Raw genomic sequence first — 14,958 nt, forward strand, 5'->3', positions numbered from 1 at the left:
CTTGTCGGTCATGAAAAACTCCTCGATAGATGCATTTTCCACCTATCGGGGTGTCCGGGGAAATTAAACCACCACAGCGGCGTCGCGCGGCCGATGATCAAGCCTGGCCAACCGACCCCGCCGCCGCTGGCCAGCAACCTGATCTGGGCCGCCGACATCAAGCTCACCCCTAACGGGCGCTTCCTCTACACCTCGGAACGCACCGGCAGCACGGTCAGTGCCTTTTCGGTAGACGGCAAAAGCGGCAAGCTGAGCTTCCTGCAGAACATCAAGGTCGAACAGCAGCCACGGGGAATCACCGTCGACCCATCGGGGAAATGGTTGCTGGTTACCGGAGAGAAAAGCGCTGAAGTGGGTGTGTACGCCATCGATCCGCTGCACGGCACGCTCACGCGCAATGCCAGCGCGCCTTCTGGCAAGGGGGCAAACTGGGTGCAGGCGGTCAGCTATCCGTGAAGAATGAGGGAGAGGCACGACCACCCTCGCCTCTCCCTGCTGATCTCAGGACAGTGAGTAGTCAAACTGGTACGAATGCTGACCGTCAACGATGCTGATCACCAGGCGACCGACCAGCCCTGCAAGATCCCCAGTACCGGAATCAGGCACAACATGAATGGACTGCTCAGGTACGCCGCGGGTCATGGTGGAGCTGTGCTGCAATACAAAGCTGCCCTGACGACCATGAAGCGTGCCAATGACTGTTTCCATCGCCACGTAGCCTGCAGAGCCCTGCACACTGCTACGGAAAGAAAGCATTTCACCTTGGCTGGTAGCCACCAGATCGCCGTGAAATTCCTTGTTGATGGACATGCGTCCTAGACCTGTCCCCGCGGCAATATCGCTGAGGGGTTCAGGGTTCAGCTTAACGTCAAAAGAACCATTGGCTTGCGTGCTGCTCATGGCATGCTCCTAAAAAAAGAAATGGGTAACTTCCGTTGTATTTAGCAGACTGCAACTGGGCCACAACACGGCATGTGTGGCAAAGGGGCGGATATTTTCGGTCGTGTTCTTTGAGCCCGCCCCTCTTTCCTAGCCGTCCCGCCTACTGATCAGAACTCAGCTACAGCCTATATGACTGTCCACGGCTGACGATAGCGGATCAGACGCGGACGCTCCCTCAAGCAGGGCATCCACCACCGCCCGCGCCACTTCCACGGAATGCAGCATGCCCCAGAACAACGCCCGTTCGACGGGATTGGTGTGCAGGCTGATTTCGTCGCCATTGAGTTCCGCCGTTTCGAGCAGATTGGAAACGTAGGTCAGGGCGTCCTGGGCATTGATGCCAGGTTGGATGGCAAACAGCGCTGGTTTGTAGGGGGCTTCGGGAGTGACGGGTTTGGAGCAGGTGAAGGCGAGGGTATCGAGCAAACGGGACGTGTTGGCCGAGGCCTTCTCTGTTCCGGTGGAAGGGACATCAGAGATCTTACGCAAGTAGATGTCTTTGTCGGTGGTGCTGAGCGCGCTGCGGACCGGAGGCGAATCGGGAGTGATTTTTTTGGTCACGATAAAGCTCCTCTGTTACGAAAAGGAACTCTGTTATTCCGGGCTGCAAAACCCGTATCGCTGAATTTGCAGCGACACTTGAACAGTAGCCCTGACGCTTGGCGCACGCAATATTCTCCCATGCCGGAAGCGTGTGGGAAATATGAGTTTTTTTGGAAGGTTATTTCCCGTGCCAATTGAACATTGATCTGCGCCGGGGTAGAAAGAAACGTGAGGATCAAGCCATCCGAACCTCAGGAGAAAATGATGCAAGCGCTACCAGGAACCGGTCTTTCGCGAATGGTTTAACGAAGCCATCACCTCGCAGAGCGCAGTTATCGTTATCGTTATCGACCGTGACGGCAACAACATAGTGGGTACCTCTCGTTACTATGAGTTCAGCGAAGAAACACGTGAGGTGGCTTGCTCCTTTTTCTGGATTTTGGCAAAACGCTACTGTCAGAAACTGACAGAAGCCCGACGTAGAGTGAGGCCTCTCATTTCTGGCAGGTTAAACAATGAAATTCTCGTCTGTTCGCCTCGTAACCCATCAATTTGAACAACTCGTCCAGTTCTATCAAGGTCTGTCGAGCCTTGAGCCCAGGCATCTGGCTGATGGGTTCGCCGAAATTCACTTCGACGGAGTAGTCTTGGCGATAAGCGATGAACGTCTGATCCGCCTTCATAATAATGGAATGGCTGTTGCAGCCAGCAATCGCTCGGCAATCCTTGAGTTCCAAGTGGATGATGTCGAGGCTGTGTTACTTCGGGTAAGTGGCGCGGAAATTGTGATGCCAATAACGATAATGCCATGGGGCAATACCTCCCTGCTGCTCCGTGATCCGGATGGAAGCCTGGTAAACGTCTTTTCAAAACCATCCAGCTGATCCCACTGCCCGGCAGGGTCATTGCGGGGTAATCAGCAACCAGTCGATCACCCCGACCTCACTGTTGGCCTTGATGGTCACCGAGGCCTCGGTGCCGCGCCGCTGGAGGATGGAGCGGCCTTGGGCGACCTTTTCACCCGTGCGCAGATTGACCGCGTCCTGCTCACCGGAAGGACTGAACAGCCGGGCGCCACGCGCATCTCCCCGTACTCGCGTACCCGTCGGGTAACGCCAGTCCCCCAGCGTGGCTGACTGCGCCAACTGCCCCTCCCAACGCTCAGGCCGAAGCTGTGGATCCAGGGTCATGCGCAACGCGGCCAATTGAAGTCCATCGAGGGCAATATCCAGGTTGTCCGCGTCCTCGGCCCTCAGCATCCAGCCCGAACCGGCGCCATGCAGCACCGTGCCCACCGGCCAGCTCACACCGGCAATACTCACGCCAGGGACCAGGTCACACCCGGAGAAATGCCAGCGACTTGGCCGGTACGTGTCCGCCGTTTCTCGCTTGAAGGTCGCCCAACTGCCAGCGACACAGTGCCAGCCTTGCACGAAGTGGTCATGCTCCAGGTGAACACGGGAGCTGTCATAGTCCGGCGCAAAATCAATCGCCACCACCGGTAACCCCAGGACCTCGAGGGATACGGGCAGCTCAATGGACTTCAAGCTTTCAAGACCGTATGCCTGGGGCTTTCCGTCCCAATTCTGGGGTTCCAAGGTACCGAGATGGGCCTGGCTGCCCGCTGGAAAATGCAGCTCGCCCAGGTGCAGATCAGCCTGCAGTCGAGGGTTCAGCGCCTGTTGCCGGGCCTGCTCCTCATCATCGATACGCTGGAAGTCCCGCCACATCACACCACCCAGCCCGACAAACACCAGGGCCACCGCGATCAAGCACGCATAGCGCCGAGGATTGCGCCGCAGATGACGGCGTGTCGGCGCGAACAGCAAGGCAACCAGGACCCACAGCAACCCGATACCGCTCATCGCCGCGAGCAATACCAACAGGAAAATCAACAGAATGACGGACGGATCAGGACCGAAGATCATCGAAACCAGGTGCTCACAGGGGGACGGTGTTGAAAATGGCCATCACCTTACCATGGCCCAAAAAATGCGGAAAATGGGGGCCGACTTACTTTCACTTCCCTATTGAGGCCGCGACACCATCCAATAATTGGTGCACCGTGTCCTACACTCACCAACGCATCGCAGACCCATTTCTATCCGGACGTCACATGACACCTAACGCAGAGCTCTACAACCCTTCCACCGAATATGCCGACAAGCTGATTTCGCGCATCGGACAAACACCCTCCTGGATCGCAAAACGCATCGGCGTGACCGACAAGCGCATTCGATACATCCTTGATGGCGAAAGGACCGTCAAGGGAGAAACCACCCCCATTCAGATGACGTACCCAGAGCAGTTCGCCCTTGAATGCCTTGCCGCAGAGGCTAATGCCAGGAAGAAATAGGAACTGATCCGAACTGGCTGCCGGATCCATAGGGACTGACCCCGAGCCCTCCGCGATGCGCCTGGCAGCATCGAAGTTATCCGCAGCGACTGAAAGACGCCACTCGACAGGGAACTCCTAGCGAGCACCAAACGTCAAAAAATATATGGTAGGCCATTTCGGCTTCTTGCTTTTGGAGGACACGCCATGCGCCGCATATTCCTCATTCCGTTGCTGATGCTTTGTCTGCCCTTTGGTTCAGCCATGGCTCACAGACCCGATATAGATGTGCGCGATGTTGCTACCTCAGCAGGGATTTCCGCGTCGCTTTACTCTACGTTCAAGGACCACAAAATCATGACGCCCGTCCGCGATGACGCCTCCACCTTCGTCGCCAGTGGCGGAGCGATTCGCGGTGCCTATCTAGAGTCAGTACTGGATCAGATTCGGCATGATCACCCTGGCCTCAAGGCCAGTGACGACGAGCTGGCCAATTCAATCCTCGTTCAATATGAGATACCTGCTGATCACTAGGTGTTCAGTCTCGGAGAGCCATGGTGCATCCTTAACAACCGAGCAAGTGGATGCGTTATGGAAGGACGTCTTCATGGTTCAGCCCGGCCCAGCGCCGGGCTTTTCGTTTCTGCCCTTCCCTCCGGCTACGCTTTTTCATTCCCCCCAATGGAATCGAAGCCATGCCCCAGCTCGAACACTCTCTTCCCGATGTCCTTGAGCGTATGTACGAAAACCAACTCGGCCTGGAGGCCGCAATCATGGAACTGACGCCGGTGGTCGAAACCCTGGGTGCGGGAGAGCCTGGTGCCAACGTCCGAAGCGCTCTGGCGGTAACTGGAGAAAACGCAGGGCACATCAAGCAGGGGCTGGCCAGGATGAAAGCGACTTAATCGCGACTGGAGGGCCGCGGTGCACATCAAGCCAGCTTTCGGATCAATGCTCGACAGCGCCACCACTCATCATCAAATCGTTGACGTTCTAATCCTGAGCGCGCGCAATGACTACCCAAGAAGATGATCGCCCAAGGACAATTCCACATGGCAAAGATCATAGTGCTTGCAGGTGACTTCCCTCAGTGCGATGGGGAGTATTGCCTCGGCACCATCACACTGAAAACGCCCCTTGAGCCACGCATGGGGAAAAGGTTCCTCGTCTCCGAATTTATAGATCTGTCAGTCGAAGACACTGGCCCCACTAAAAACATAAAGAGCGCCATAGGCCTTGGAATAGCTGGCGCCATGCTGCTTGGTCCGGTGGGAGCCATCGCCGGCTATCTACTAGCGGGTCACAGCACCGAGGTGACATTCATGGCCACACTAAAGGGTGGTCAGACGCTCCTTGCCGCAACCGATAGCGATACATTCAAAGATATTTCAGAGCACGTCCACAAAAAAGACCTTCCCTAGCTGATGCGACCCACCCGGAGTACAGAAAGTCCAGGCCGTTGTCGTCTCCCGGCGCAACGACGAAAGCCCAGAGGCCTGGCGCCAGGTGATCCACGACATCGGCGACACCGCCGGGATTCGCGTCGAGCACCTGCTGAAGCATCTGGATTCAGCCGCACCACCTCATTCCGGGACCGCACACCTAGGGCGTGGGCGCAAGTCAGTAGCAGGACTTCCTGAGCAGGCATATCTGGGCGGACGTGCGCGCTCCTGTCCGGAGTCTTTGGGCCGAAAACGAGTATTCGCTAAGCCAGTCGAATCCCAAAACCAACAAAGCCCAGCCCGGGGCAGCATTGCTGCCTCGGGCTGGGCTTTTTGGGAGCTATAGCGCTTGAAGAAGTACCAATGACCTCCTGGGCATCAGCGATTATGTCGCATCGCTCCAGTGGAGATTCAGATCACGAACAGCTCCGCCTCTAAGCTCAACGGTGCTTCGTTGTTCCTGCCCATTACGAGTAGCGACGATGACATACTTTCCGGGTGACAAGTTAGCGTAAACGATAGGGCCGACCTCATTCAGCCTCAGCAGCGCATGCCCTTGCATGTTCTGGATTGTCACGTTGATATCCGGCACATATTCATTGCCCGGACCGGTGGAGAAGGTCATATGCAGGTTGTATCCCTTGGTCTGCTGAATGGCCCTCGTTTCATCGAGACCGATGCCGCCTGACAGGTAGGGGATTCCGTTTTGCTGTTGTTGTTCCAACTGCACTGCGGAGGGGTCTATCGGCTCGTTACTGACCGCCTGACTTGCCGTGGCAGACAGGCCGGTCAACGCAGCCATGACGGTTGCCGATACCGCCAGTAAGCGCAAGGTTTTCATGATGACGACTCCTGGGCTCGTACAGAACCCATGCAGGGATGCCACCACTGAGAGCTATGCCATATAACGGTGGCATCCCGATTTAAGCCTCCCCTTGTACTGTTGATCCCTCAGGTTCCAAAAAGTTTATTTTTACGCATTGGCTGGCGGTGGCATCCGCGCCCTGCCGCGCGGCTTGATTCTGGTGTGAGGCCTGGGCCGGACTGGCGCGGGTTCGGCGTTTGATGCTTTTTCCCGCCTGGGGGGCATTCTTTAGAACAGTTTTTTAGATCGAGCAGGAGGCGGATTTACGAGGGATTGCGTACACCTTGGGGAACGGTATTTGTGCTCAGCCCACCCACGTAATCCATTCGGCGCCATCGCGCTTCAGGATTGCAGCTTGCAGGCCGAGCGGAGGTGGTGCCACGCCGAGTTTCAGACACCACAATTCAATCTGTTCGACCCGCAATTCGATCACCACCACGTCTGGGTCAAAGGGTCCGCCAGGGAACCACAAGTCTGAATTCTTCCGCCACAACGTGCTCTTGAGTGCCGGATCGTGATCCAGCACTTTTGCGGATCCAAGCAGTGTCACGTATGCATGATCTTCATCACATTGGTAAGACAGGGTCATTCGCCCAGCGCGTTGTATTTCCTGCACCTTGCGGCACTGCCGCCCCGTCAGGAAACGCACAGACCAGTGTTCGCTCAATGAATAGGGTTCAACGATACGAGCATTCACATCGCCCGCTTCGGTAGCGGTAATTGCCATGCAATACGGCACTTTGGCAACGATACTGCGGGCTATATGCAGAAGTGATTCAGTCTTGTCGGTCTGCATAAGCCCTCTTCCATAGGGAGATATGACATAGATTGCTCAATAAGGCGATGCAACGTTGTAAGGCGTTGAGCGGATAAATACTTATGCTGATTTCAAGCTGATTGTCGACGCTGGCAAACGGCTAAGGCCGCCATTCAGGTTCTGAAAATAAGTCTGCTCTGACTTTCAATCAAACGCTAGCGTGAACGGCTTTACCAACTATTGTGAATACCCCCCTATACGTCATCCTTTAATTCAGCCTATGAGAGAAAAGACGGAAATGGCTGGAAAGCGACTGAAACGCTACTTTCCATGCAAAAAAAAGCCCCGTAGACGAATCTACGGGGCTTTTGAAAAGTGGAGGCCGAGGTCGGAATCGAACCGGCGTAGATGGATTTGCAATCCACTGCATAACCATTTTGCTACTCGGCCTCAGGTCGAATCGAGCGCCCTTGCAAGACTGGCTTGCCGCAACTCCTTGATTCTTCAGCGTTCGCGACGTTGCCGTCCGAGCTGATGGCGCGCATTATGTCCTAGTTGAATGACACTGGCAACCCCCTGAATTCTAATAATTTTTAGGTCAGTCTCGGTCTTTCTGCGTCACCGTCGGCTGTGCCAGACGCGCCGCCAATGCCTTCGCCTGGCTGGCCACATCGGTCACCGCCGTGCTCTCCCACCACATGCCGCGCAACGGCGGGCCCATGGCGAACAAGCGCATGGAGATATCACCCTCGGCATCCACCACCGCACCGCCAGTATCAGCTGCAATCCCCAGCGCCAGCGGCCCCGGCCGGATCAGTCGTCGCGCCAGCAACTGCTGGGGCAATGGGCGATCCACCCGGCGCCAGTCATACTCAATGCCCGTGGAGTTGATCAAGGCCACGCCCGTGATCGTACGCAACACCGACTCGCCCCGTGGACGGATGGAAATACTCACCTGCCCATCCCGTGGCTCATCCAGCCCCTTGAGCGACGCCGCCTCGATGGTCAGCCGCCCTTCCTTGTACAAACGCTCCACCAACTCGGCACTCAAGGGCGGCGAACGGTGATGATGGCTCTCCCACCACGGCCGCACATGCCTGACAAACTGCCGACGCTGCACATCGCTGGCCTGGCTCCAGAGCCGACCGATATGCGCCCGCACCGTATCCAGCGGCGCCTGCCAGTCGATCCCGGTCTCCAACGCGAAAGTACATTGGCGACGCACCTCGCGCAGCAACTGCCGAGGGCTACGAATACTGTGATCCGCCGCCAGGAAATCCACCCAGGTCGGCGGCTGGCGCCGCACATGAGGCAACAGCCCATGCCGGGAAATAACCCGGATCGGCCCACGATGCCCCGCCTGTTCCAGTGAAACCACGGCATCAACCATGGTCAGCCCGGAACCGATGATCAGCACCGTCCCTTGCGGATCAAGCCGCGACATGACCGCTACATCCCAAGGATCCACCGCCGCCGCATTCAAGCCGCTGGATTGTTTCTGCCGGGTACGCGCCGCCGGGAACATGCCGGTCGCCAACACCGCGCGGGCACCTTGCAATTGCCGGCCATCAGCCAACGTCAGCTGCACACCGTCACTGTCGCTTTGCAGATCGACCACTTCGCCCCGCACGTGCTCGGCCGTCGATCCCCAGCTCGCGCCCTGATCGCGGGCTTCGGCCAGACGCTGCTGGACATAAAGACCAAAGATCCCCCGGGGCATGAACAGCTCGCTGACCGGCACATGCTGCTGGTCCGACTCAGGCCAACCACCCTCAGCGATATAAGCCTGCAACCACTGCGTCAGGTCATCAGCATTGTCCGGGTCGACACTCATCCGCGCGGCGTTGCCATTCAACGTATGCCCCAATTCCGTGGCGCTGTAGGCCTCACCCCGGCCCAATTCGGCACGCGGTTCGACAATCAGGATCCGCCGCTGGCCTGGCAGGCGTAGCAACTGCACCGCCAGCATCGCACCGCTCAACCCCCCGCCGACGATCAACACATCGGTCGCCGGGATGGCGTCTGTCGCCTGTCCGCTCAGGGTTTCACTCATTTTTCACGCTCTTGTCAGTGCTTGCCCAGGTAGAAGTCGTGCAGGTCACCCCGGGCCAGCAATTCATCCGCCGTACCGCTGAGCACCACCCGGCCGGTGTCGAGCACATGGGCCTGGGTTGCGTATTTCAACGCTACATTAATGTTTTGCTCGGCAATCAGGAAGCTGACCTGCTGCTCACGATTGAGCTGAGCGACGATCTCGTAAATTTCCTGGACGATAATAGGCGCCAGGCCCATGGAGGGCTCGTCAAGCAAGACTAAAGTCGGTCGTGTCATCAAGGCCCGGCCAATGGCGACCATCTGCTGCTCGCCCCCGGAAGTCAGCCCGGCCTGGGTCTTGCGCTTGATTTTCAGGCGCGGGAACCAGGCATACAAGCGCTCCAGATCGTCCCGCATCTGGCGCCGGCTCAGGCCACGGACAAACCCGCCGCTGCGCAGGTTGTCCTCCACCGTCAGTTGTCCGAATACATGCCGCCCCTCCAGCACATGCACCAGGCCGTCGCGCACGCGCTGGCTCGGCTCGACCGCCAGGCTGTCACGCCCCTGGAAGTGGATGCGGCCCCGAGTGACCTGCGCCCGTTCGGCCCGCACCAGCCCGGAGATCGCCTTGAGGGTGGTGCTTTTGCCGGCACCGTTGGCCCCGAGCAAGGCGACGATACCGCCCTTGGGCACGCTCAGGGAAACCCCGGACACCGCCAGGATCGTCCGGTCATAGATCACCTCGATATCCGAGACCTGCAACAGCGGCGCACCACTGGCTTCAAGCACGGGCTGGCTCATGGCTTACTCGCCTGCCGCGCAGGTGCGCGGGGTCAGATGTTTTTCTGCGGCGAAGGCTGCCGACTTTTCGTCGATCAACGGCCGCAACAACACACGATCCGCCGCGATCCAGTCGCTGACCAAACTCCAGTGACTGCCGTCCCATTGCTGGACCCGCGCCGAACCACCGCCCTCATGATCGCTGCAGGACAGTTTCAGGTTCTGCATCAGGCCGTAGAAGCCCATGGCCTTGAGCCGCGCGTCGTCGATATCCAGGTGCTCCAGGCCCCAGCGACCTTCTTCGCCATGCAGCGGGCGCTTGCCGAACTTGGCCTGCCCGGTGCGAATCGCTTCCACCGCAATCGCCGCATTCACCAGCCCGGAGTTGTAGTAGACGCTGCCGAAGTTGCTCAAGTCCTTGAGGTCGCTCTTGCCCTTGTCGAGGACGTACTGCTTGAGGCGCTTGTGGATCTCGAAGTCAGCACCCGCCGGGTACGGCGTGAGTGCCAGATACCCCTTGGCCGCCGCGCCCGCCGGCAGTACGTCTTCGCTGGAACTGGCCCAGATATCGCCGACGATATGCTCCACCGGGAAGCCAAAACGCGCGGCGGTCTTGACCGCCACCGGCGTCGACACACCCCAGGTACGCAGGAACACCCAGTCCGGGTTGAGCTGGCGAATCTGCCGCCATTGCGCCGACTGTTCGTTGCCCGGATCGGCCACAGGGATCTGGATATTCTCGAAGCCGTATTTTTCCGCCAACAGTTTCAGCGGCCCGAGGGTTTCACGACCATAGGCTGAGTCGTGGTAAACGGTGGCGATCTTCTTGCCCTTGAGTTTGTCGAACCCGCCTTCGCGCTGGGCGATGTAGTTCACCAGGGTCGAAGCTTCGCTGTAGAAGGTCAGCATCACCGGGAAGTTATACGGAAAGATCTTGCCGTCGGTGGCTTCGGTGCGCCCGTAACCGAGGGTGATCAACGGGATCTTGTCGACTTCCGCGCGCTCGCTCAGGGCGTAGGCCGCTGGTGCGCCGTTAGGCTGATAGACCGCCACCGGCGCGCCATCCAGGCCGTTCTTGAAGCGCTCATAGCACTCGATGCCCTTCTCGGCCGTCCATTCGGTTTCACACTCTTGCCAGACCAGCTTGACGCCGTTGATCCCACCCTCCACGTCGTTGATGTAGTTGAGGTAGTCGATCATCCCGGCCCAGACCTGCACGCCGCTGGAGGCATAGGCGCCGACCCGGTAGGTGGCCAGGGGAAAGAACTGCTGGTCGGGCGACGCCTGGACCATCGGTGCCGTCGCGCCGAGAACTGTCAGGGCCAGGGCGGCAGCGGTCAGTGAACGTTTGAAAAGTGCACGCATGGTGGAAAGATTCTCCAGGGATGGGAAGTCGGGAAGTCAGAAGCGCAACGGCCAATGCCGGAGCCGTTCGCGGGTATTGCTCAGCAGGCGGATCAGCCCTTCCGGCTCCTTGATCAGGAACAGGATGATCAGCACGCCAAAGATGATTTTCTGCAGGTTCTGCAACTGCCCGGCATCCACCGCCCCGCCGAGCAAGGCCTGGCCGAGGTGACTGAGCAGGATTGGCAGCAGGCAGATAAAGGCCGCGCCGACGAAGTTGCCGGCGATGCTGCCCATGCCGCCAATAATGATGATGAAGAGGATCTGGAACGAACGATTGATATCGAAGCTACCGGCGCTCGCCGTGCCCAGATAGGCAAATGCCCACAGCGCCCCGGCGATGCCCAGGTAGAACGAGCTGATGGCAAACGCCAGGCGCTTGTAGCGCGCCACCGGAATGCCGATCACCGCCGCGGCGGTGTCCATGTCGCGGATCGCCATCCAGTTGCGCCCGGTCTGGCTGTTCACCAGGTTGCGCGCCACCCAGGTCAGCAGCAGCACCGTGACCAGGGTCAGCAGGTAGCGGCCCAGCGGAGTGTTCAGGTCATGCCCGAGCAGCGACAGGCTCGGGGCGGAAATGGTCCCGGAGGAGCCGTAGTTGTAGAACCAGGGAAACTTGACGAACAACCACTCAAGGAAAAACTGCGCGGCCAGGGTGGTGACCATCAGGTAGAAGCCCTTGATCCGCGAACTGGGCAGGCCGAACAGCCAGCCCACCAGGCCACTGATGATGCCGCCGCCGAGCAGCGCCAGGGGCAAGCCCAGTTCCGGCAGGCGCAGTAGAAAGCCGTAGGTGGCAAAGGCCCCCACCGCCATGAAGCCCGCCGCGCCGACCGAGGTCTGCCCGGTATAGCCGGTCAGCAGGTTAAGCCCCAGTCCCGCCAGGGACAGCACCAGAAAAGGAATCAGGATCGCACTCAGCCAATAATCGTTGCCCACCAGCGGCACGACACCGAACGCCAGCACCAACAAGCCGAGCAACGACCACGGCAAGCGCCGTTCAACCAGCACCCAAGGCGCCGTTTCACTCATCACGGGAACAGACATGCTTCAGACTCGCTCGATGGCCCGCTCGCCGAACAGGCCGGCCGGGCGGATATACAGGAAGGCCAGCGCCAGGACATAGGCGAACCAGGGCGTGATGCCGCCGCCGATCAGCGGCCCGATATAGACTTCGGCGAGGTTCTCGCAAGCGCCGACGATCAGCCCGCCGACAATCGCCCCGCCAATCGAGGTGAACCCGCCGATGATCAGCACCGGCAAGGCCTTGAGCACGACCAGCGACAGGGAAAACTGCACCCCCTGGCGCGCCCCCCAGAGCAGGCCCGCCACCAGGCCGACACAGCCGGCCACCGCCCAGACGATCTGCCAGATGCGATTGAGGTTGATGCCAATGGACAAGGCCGCCGTGGTGTCGTCGGCCACCGCCCGCAGCGACACGCCGATCCGGGTCTTGTTGAACAGCAACGCCAGGACCACCACCAGGACCACCGCGGCAGCGGCGGCAATCAGGTCGAACTGGCTGAGCATCACCCCGTGGACAAACAGCGGCACGTCGTCGATGCCCAGGTCCAGGGCACGGACCTGGGAGCCCATCAGCCCTTGCGCCAGACCTTCGATAATGAACGACAGGCCCAGGGTCGCCATGAACAGGGTGATCTGCGAGCGGTTGACCAGCGGCCGCAGCACCAGGCGCTCGATCAGCAGCGCACCGATTACCATCACCCCCACCGCCAGCAGCAGCGCCAGGGCAAACGGCACGCCCTGATCGTGCAAGCTGACAAAGGTCAGCGCAGCGAACAGCAGCATCGAGCCCTGGGCAAAATTGAACACACCGCTGGCCTTGTAGATCAGCACAAAGCCGATGGCGACCAGCGAATACAGGGTACCGGCGAGCAACCCGCCGATCAGGGTTTCGAGAAAGAACGCCATCAGTGCAGCGCTCCCAGGTAGGCCGCGATCACTTCGGGATTGCCCTGCACTTCGACCGGCGTGCCATCGCCGACCTTGCGCCCGTAATCGAGCACTACCACATGATCGGACAAGCCCATCACCACCCCCATGTCATGTTCGATCAGCACCACGGTGGTGCCAAGGTCGCGATTGACGTCGGCGATAAACCGCGCCATCTCCTGCTTTTCTTCGGCGTTCATGCCGGCCATGGGCTCGTCCAGCAGCAACAACGTGGGGCCGGCGATCAGGGCCCGGCCCAGTTCCACACGTTTTTGCCGACCATAGGACAAGGTGCCCACCGGCACATCGCGCAGGGCCTGCAATTCAAGCAACTGGAGAATATGTTGGGCCTTGAGGCGAAAGGCCTCGGCTTCCCGACGCGCCCGGGGCAGGCCCAGGGCCTGTTCGAGAAAATGGCTGCGCATATGCCGTGACAGCCCGGTGAGGAGGTTGTCGATCACGCTCATCTTCTTGAACAGCGCATTGTTCTGGAAGGTCCGGCCAATGCCCCGGCGGGCCGCGTCCAGAGGATCGATGCGACGAAAGCGCTGCTGTTCGAAGACGATCTCGCCGCTGTCGAAGCGGTAGACCCCGTTCAACAGGTTGAGCAAGGAACTCTTGCCCGCGCCGTTGGGCCCGATCAGGGCGCAGATCTCACCACGCCGCACTTCGAACGACAGTTCATTGATGGCCTTCACGCCCTTGAACGACAGCGACACGTCACGCACTTGCAGAATCGGTTCGGACGTACTCATGCGCTTTTCCGTCCTGGGCCATCGACCCGCCATTGATTGAAGGCTGCCGGCACTTTCGATGGGGTTGCCGGTTGCCAGATGTATTGCAGGCGCTGGAAACCCAACAGGCGCCGCACACGCTGCTTGAGCAGGCGGGCCACGAGTCGATCGGGATGGGCCAACGCCCACTCGCACAAGCGCCGCCGCCAGCTGCTCGGAGGGGCCAGGCGTTGTTCGATTTCGTCCGCCAGCACGTGCAGGCGCTCCGCTGACAGCAGCAGGCCGGACGGCGCGACTTCGCGTCGATCACGACTGGCGCTGTCGCGACTCTCCGGGAAGGCCAGGCCGTGGCCGGTGTTCAGCCATTGCTCCAGCACCACGCCCAAGCCGCCCTGCCAATGGCTGTCCTCTTCGCTCCACAACTGCGCCTGGGTGTTCGCTGCGCGCCACAGCACCAGGGGGCGTGGCTCCTGGCGGTCGCCACTGAGGGCGGCGAAAGCGAGCACGGTCTGCCTGGGCGAACCTGGCAGGCGGCCCGGCAACTGATTGGCGATCAACACTGCCGGGGCGACACCTGAATCAGCTGCGCCGAGCCAGTCGAGCAGTTGCTGGCGACTGTCGACAAACCCGTGGCTCGGTTGCAGGCGCCAGAAGGCTTGGCCGAGGGCTTCGGCGCTCAGCTCCGGGGCCAGGCTCAGCACCTGACCGCCAATGGAGTGGGCAGCCAGCGCCAGCAGTAGCAGGTTCGGTTCCAGGGCGCCGCTGACGACCAGCCGCGAGTCGGCCGTGAAACCCTGTTGGCGCAGGCTGTCGGCCAGGCGCTCGACCTCGCGCAAGGCATCGATCCAGCGCCAGCGGTGCCATTGCCCGTGGCGTTTGTGGCGCAAGGCACCCTGCAACGGGCTGACCTGGGCCCAGTGGCGCAGTTGCTCAAGGGCACCGGTAAAGATCGAAACCGTTTCAGGATGCGGTGGATGGATGACGGGCGGTCGTTTCAGTTCATGCACGCTCATGGCGGAACCTCGTTCAGTCGTTTGGCGTGCGGTGGTCCGCTGGCGGCTTTGAAATACAGGTTTGTCTGTGGCAGCACTGGCGCTCTGGAGGGCCTCTTCGCGGGCAAGCTCCGCTCCCACAGGTTTTGTGTTGTGCGCTTTGGCCTGGGCAACTCA

Annotated in this window: 18 protein-coding genes, 1 tRNA gene and 1 pseudogene; 7 read left to right on the forward strand and 13 right to left on the reverse strand. The window is 59.8% G+C overall.

What is annotated here, in order from left to right; translation table 11 throughout:
- The coding region (locus AC07T0_RS16685; RefSeq protein WP_495002240.1) for a lactonase family protein at nt 1–456 on the forward strand (456 nt) is incomplete at its 5' end.
- A gap of 45 nt (nt 457–501) precedes the next feature.
- On the opposite strand, the gene AC07T0_RS16690 is transcribed toward AC07T0_RS16685, so the two are convergent.
- On the reverse strand, nt 502–900 hold the full coding sequence (locus AC07T0_RS16690; protein WP_495002241.1) for a DUF3224 domain-containing protein: 399 nt from the start codon (nt 898–900) through the stop codon (nt 502–504).
- A 156-nt stretch (nt 901–1,056) separates the two neighbouring features.
- On the reverse strand, nt 1,057–1,503 hold the full coding sequence (locus AC07T0_RS16695) for a hypothetical protein (RefSeq protein WP_495002242.1): 447 nt from the start codon (nt 1,501–1,503) through the stop codon (nt 1,057–1,059).
- A 497-nt stretch (nt 1,504–2,000) separates the two neighbouring features.
- Here AC07T0_RS16695 and AC07T0_RS16700 point away from each other — a divergent pair, with 497 nt between their 5' ends.
- Nucleotides 2,001–2,369, forward strand: coding sequence for a VOC family protein (locus AC07T0_RS16700; protein WP_495002243.1), 369 nt, complete (start codon nt 2,001–2,003; stop codon nt 2,367–2,369).
- An 18-nt stretch (nt 2,370–2,387) separates the two neighbouring features.
- Here AC07T0_RS16700 and AC07T0_RS16705 read toward each other — a convergent pair whose 3' ends face one another.
- On the reverse strand, nt 2,388–3,413 hold the full coding sequence (locus AC07T0_RS16705) for a hypothetical protein (RefSeq protein ID WP_495002244.1): 1,026 nt from the start codon (nt 3,411–3,413) through the stop codon (nt 2,388–2,390).
- A 188-nt stretch (nt 3,414–3,601) separates the two neighbouring features.
- Here AC07T0_RS16705 and AC07T0_RS16710 point away from each other — a divergent pair, with 188 nt between their 5' ends.
- The 5 genes and pseudogenes from AC07T0_RS16710 to AC07T0_RS16730 all read left to right on the forward strand — a co-directional run.
- Nucleotides 3,602–3,841, forward strand: coding sequence for a hypothetical protein (locus AC07T0_RS16710; RefSeq protein ID WP_495002373.1), 240 nt, complete (start codon nt 3,602–3,604; stop codon nt 3,839–3,841).
- Between the two features lie 186 nt (nt 3,842–4,027).
- The gene (locus tag AC07T0_RS16715) at nt 4,028–4,354 is read left to right on the forward strand and encodes a DUF2388 domain-containing protein (protein WP_495002245.1); all 327 of its coding nucleotides are present in this window, start codon (nt 4,028–4,030) and stop codon (nt 4,352–4,354) included.
- Nucleotides 4,355–4,515: 161 nt separating this feature from the next.
- Nucleotides 4,516–4,725, forward strand: a complete 210-nt coding sequence (locus tag AC07T0_RS16720) for a hypothetical protein (RefSeq protein ID WP_495002246.1) — start codon at nt 4,516–4,518, stop codon at nt 4,723–4,725.
- Nucleotides 4,726–4,872: 147 nt separating this feature from the next.
- A complete protein-coding gene (locus AC07T0_RS16725) occupies nt 4,873–5,241 on the forward strand; it encodes a hypothetical protein (protein ID WP_495002247.1) in 369 nt (122 codons plus the stop codon).
- A 25-nt stretch (nt 5,242–5,266) separates the two neighbouring features.
- Nucleotides 5,267–5,608: pseudogene (locus AC07T0_RS16730) on the forward strand (hypothetical protein); the annotation flags it as partial.
- Between the two features lie 39 nt (nt 5,609–5,647).
- Here the strand turns inward: AC07T0_RS16730 and AC07T0_RS16735 are convergent.
- The 10 genes from AC07T0_RS16735 to AC07T0_RS16780 form a co-directional block, all read right to left on the reverse strand.
- Nucleotides 5,648–6,103 carry a carboxypeptidase regulatory-like domain-containing protein gene (locus AC07T0_RS16735; RefSeq protein WP_495002248.1) on the reverse strand — a complete coding sequence of 152 codons (456 nt, stop codon included), beginning with the start codon at nt 6,101–6,103 and terminating at the stop codon, nt 5,648–5,650.
- 328 nt (nt 6,104–6,431) lie between these two features.
- Nucleotides 6,432–6,923, reverse strand: coding sequence for a pyridoxamine 5'-phosphate oxidase family protein (locus AC07T0_RS16740; protein WP_495002249.1), 492 nt, complete (start codon nt 6,921–6,923; stop codon nt 6,432–6,434).
- Nucleotides 6,924–7,260: 337 nt separating this feature from the next.
- Nucleotides 7,261–7,334 (reverse strand) — tRNA-Cys (locus AC07T0_RS16745).
- 148 nt (nt 7,335–7,482) lie between these two features.
- Nucleotides 7,483–8,937, reverse strand: coding sequence for an FAD/NAD(P)-binding protein (locus tag AC07T0_RS16750; protein WP_495002250.1), 1,455 nt, complete (start codon nt 8,935–8,937; stop codon nt 7,483–7,485).
- 14 nt (nt 8,938–8,951) lie between these two features.
- Nucleotides 8,952–9,719 carry an ABC transporter ATP-binding protein gene (locus AC07T0_RS16755; RefSeq protein ID WP_495002251.1) on the reverse strand — a complete coding sequence of 256 codons (768 nt, stop codon included), beginning with the start codon at nt 9,717–9,719 and terminating at the stop codon, nt 8,952–8,954.
- Between the two features lie 3 nt (nt 9,720–9,722).
- Nucleotides 9,723–11,063, reverse strand: a complete 1,341-nt coding sequence (locus AC07T0_RS16760) for an ABC transporter substrate-binding protein (RefSeq protein WP_495002252.1) — start codon at nt 11,061–11,063, stop codon at nt 9,723–9,725.
- A gap of 36 nt (nt 11,064–11,099) precedes the next feature.
- The gene (locus tag AC07T0_RS16765) at nt 11,100–12,149 is read right to left on the reverse strand and encodes a branched-chain amino acid ABC transporter permease (RefSeq protein WP_495002253.1); all 1,050 of its coding nucleotides are present in this window, start codon (nt 12,147–12,149) and stop codon (nt 11,100–11,102) included.
- 3 nt (nt 12,150–12,152) lie between these two features.
- Entirely contained in the window at nt 12,153–13,034 is an 882-nt protein-coding gene (locus AC07T0_RS16770) for a branched-chain amino acid ABC transporter permease (protein ID WP_248798196.1), read from the reverse strand.
- Nucleotides 13,034–13,810 (reverse strand): ABC transporter ATP-binding protein, encoded by a 777-nt coding sequence (locus tag AC07T0_RS16775; RefSeq protein WP_495002254.1) that lies wholly within the window; start codon nt 13,808–13,810, stop codon nt 13,034–13,036. The genes AC07T0_RS16770 and AC07T0_RS16775 overlap by 1 nt, the downstream gene beginning before the upstream one ends.
- On the reverse strand, nt 13,807–14,802 hold the full coding sequence (locus AC07T0_RS16780; RefSeq protein ID WP_495002255.1) for an AMP-binding protein: 996 nt from the start codon (nt 14,800–14,802) through the stop codon (nt 13,807–13,809). Before AC07T0_RS16780 ends, AC07T0_RS16775 begins: the two co-directional genes overlap by 4 nt.
- Nucleotides 14,803–14,958: the final 156 nt, after the last annotated feature.

Source organism: Pseudomonas sp. GW821-FHT04D07, assembly GCF_059420225.1.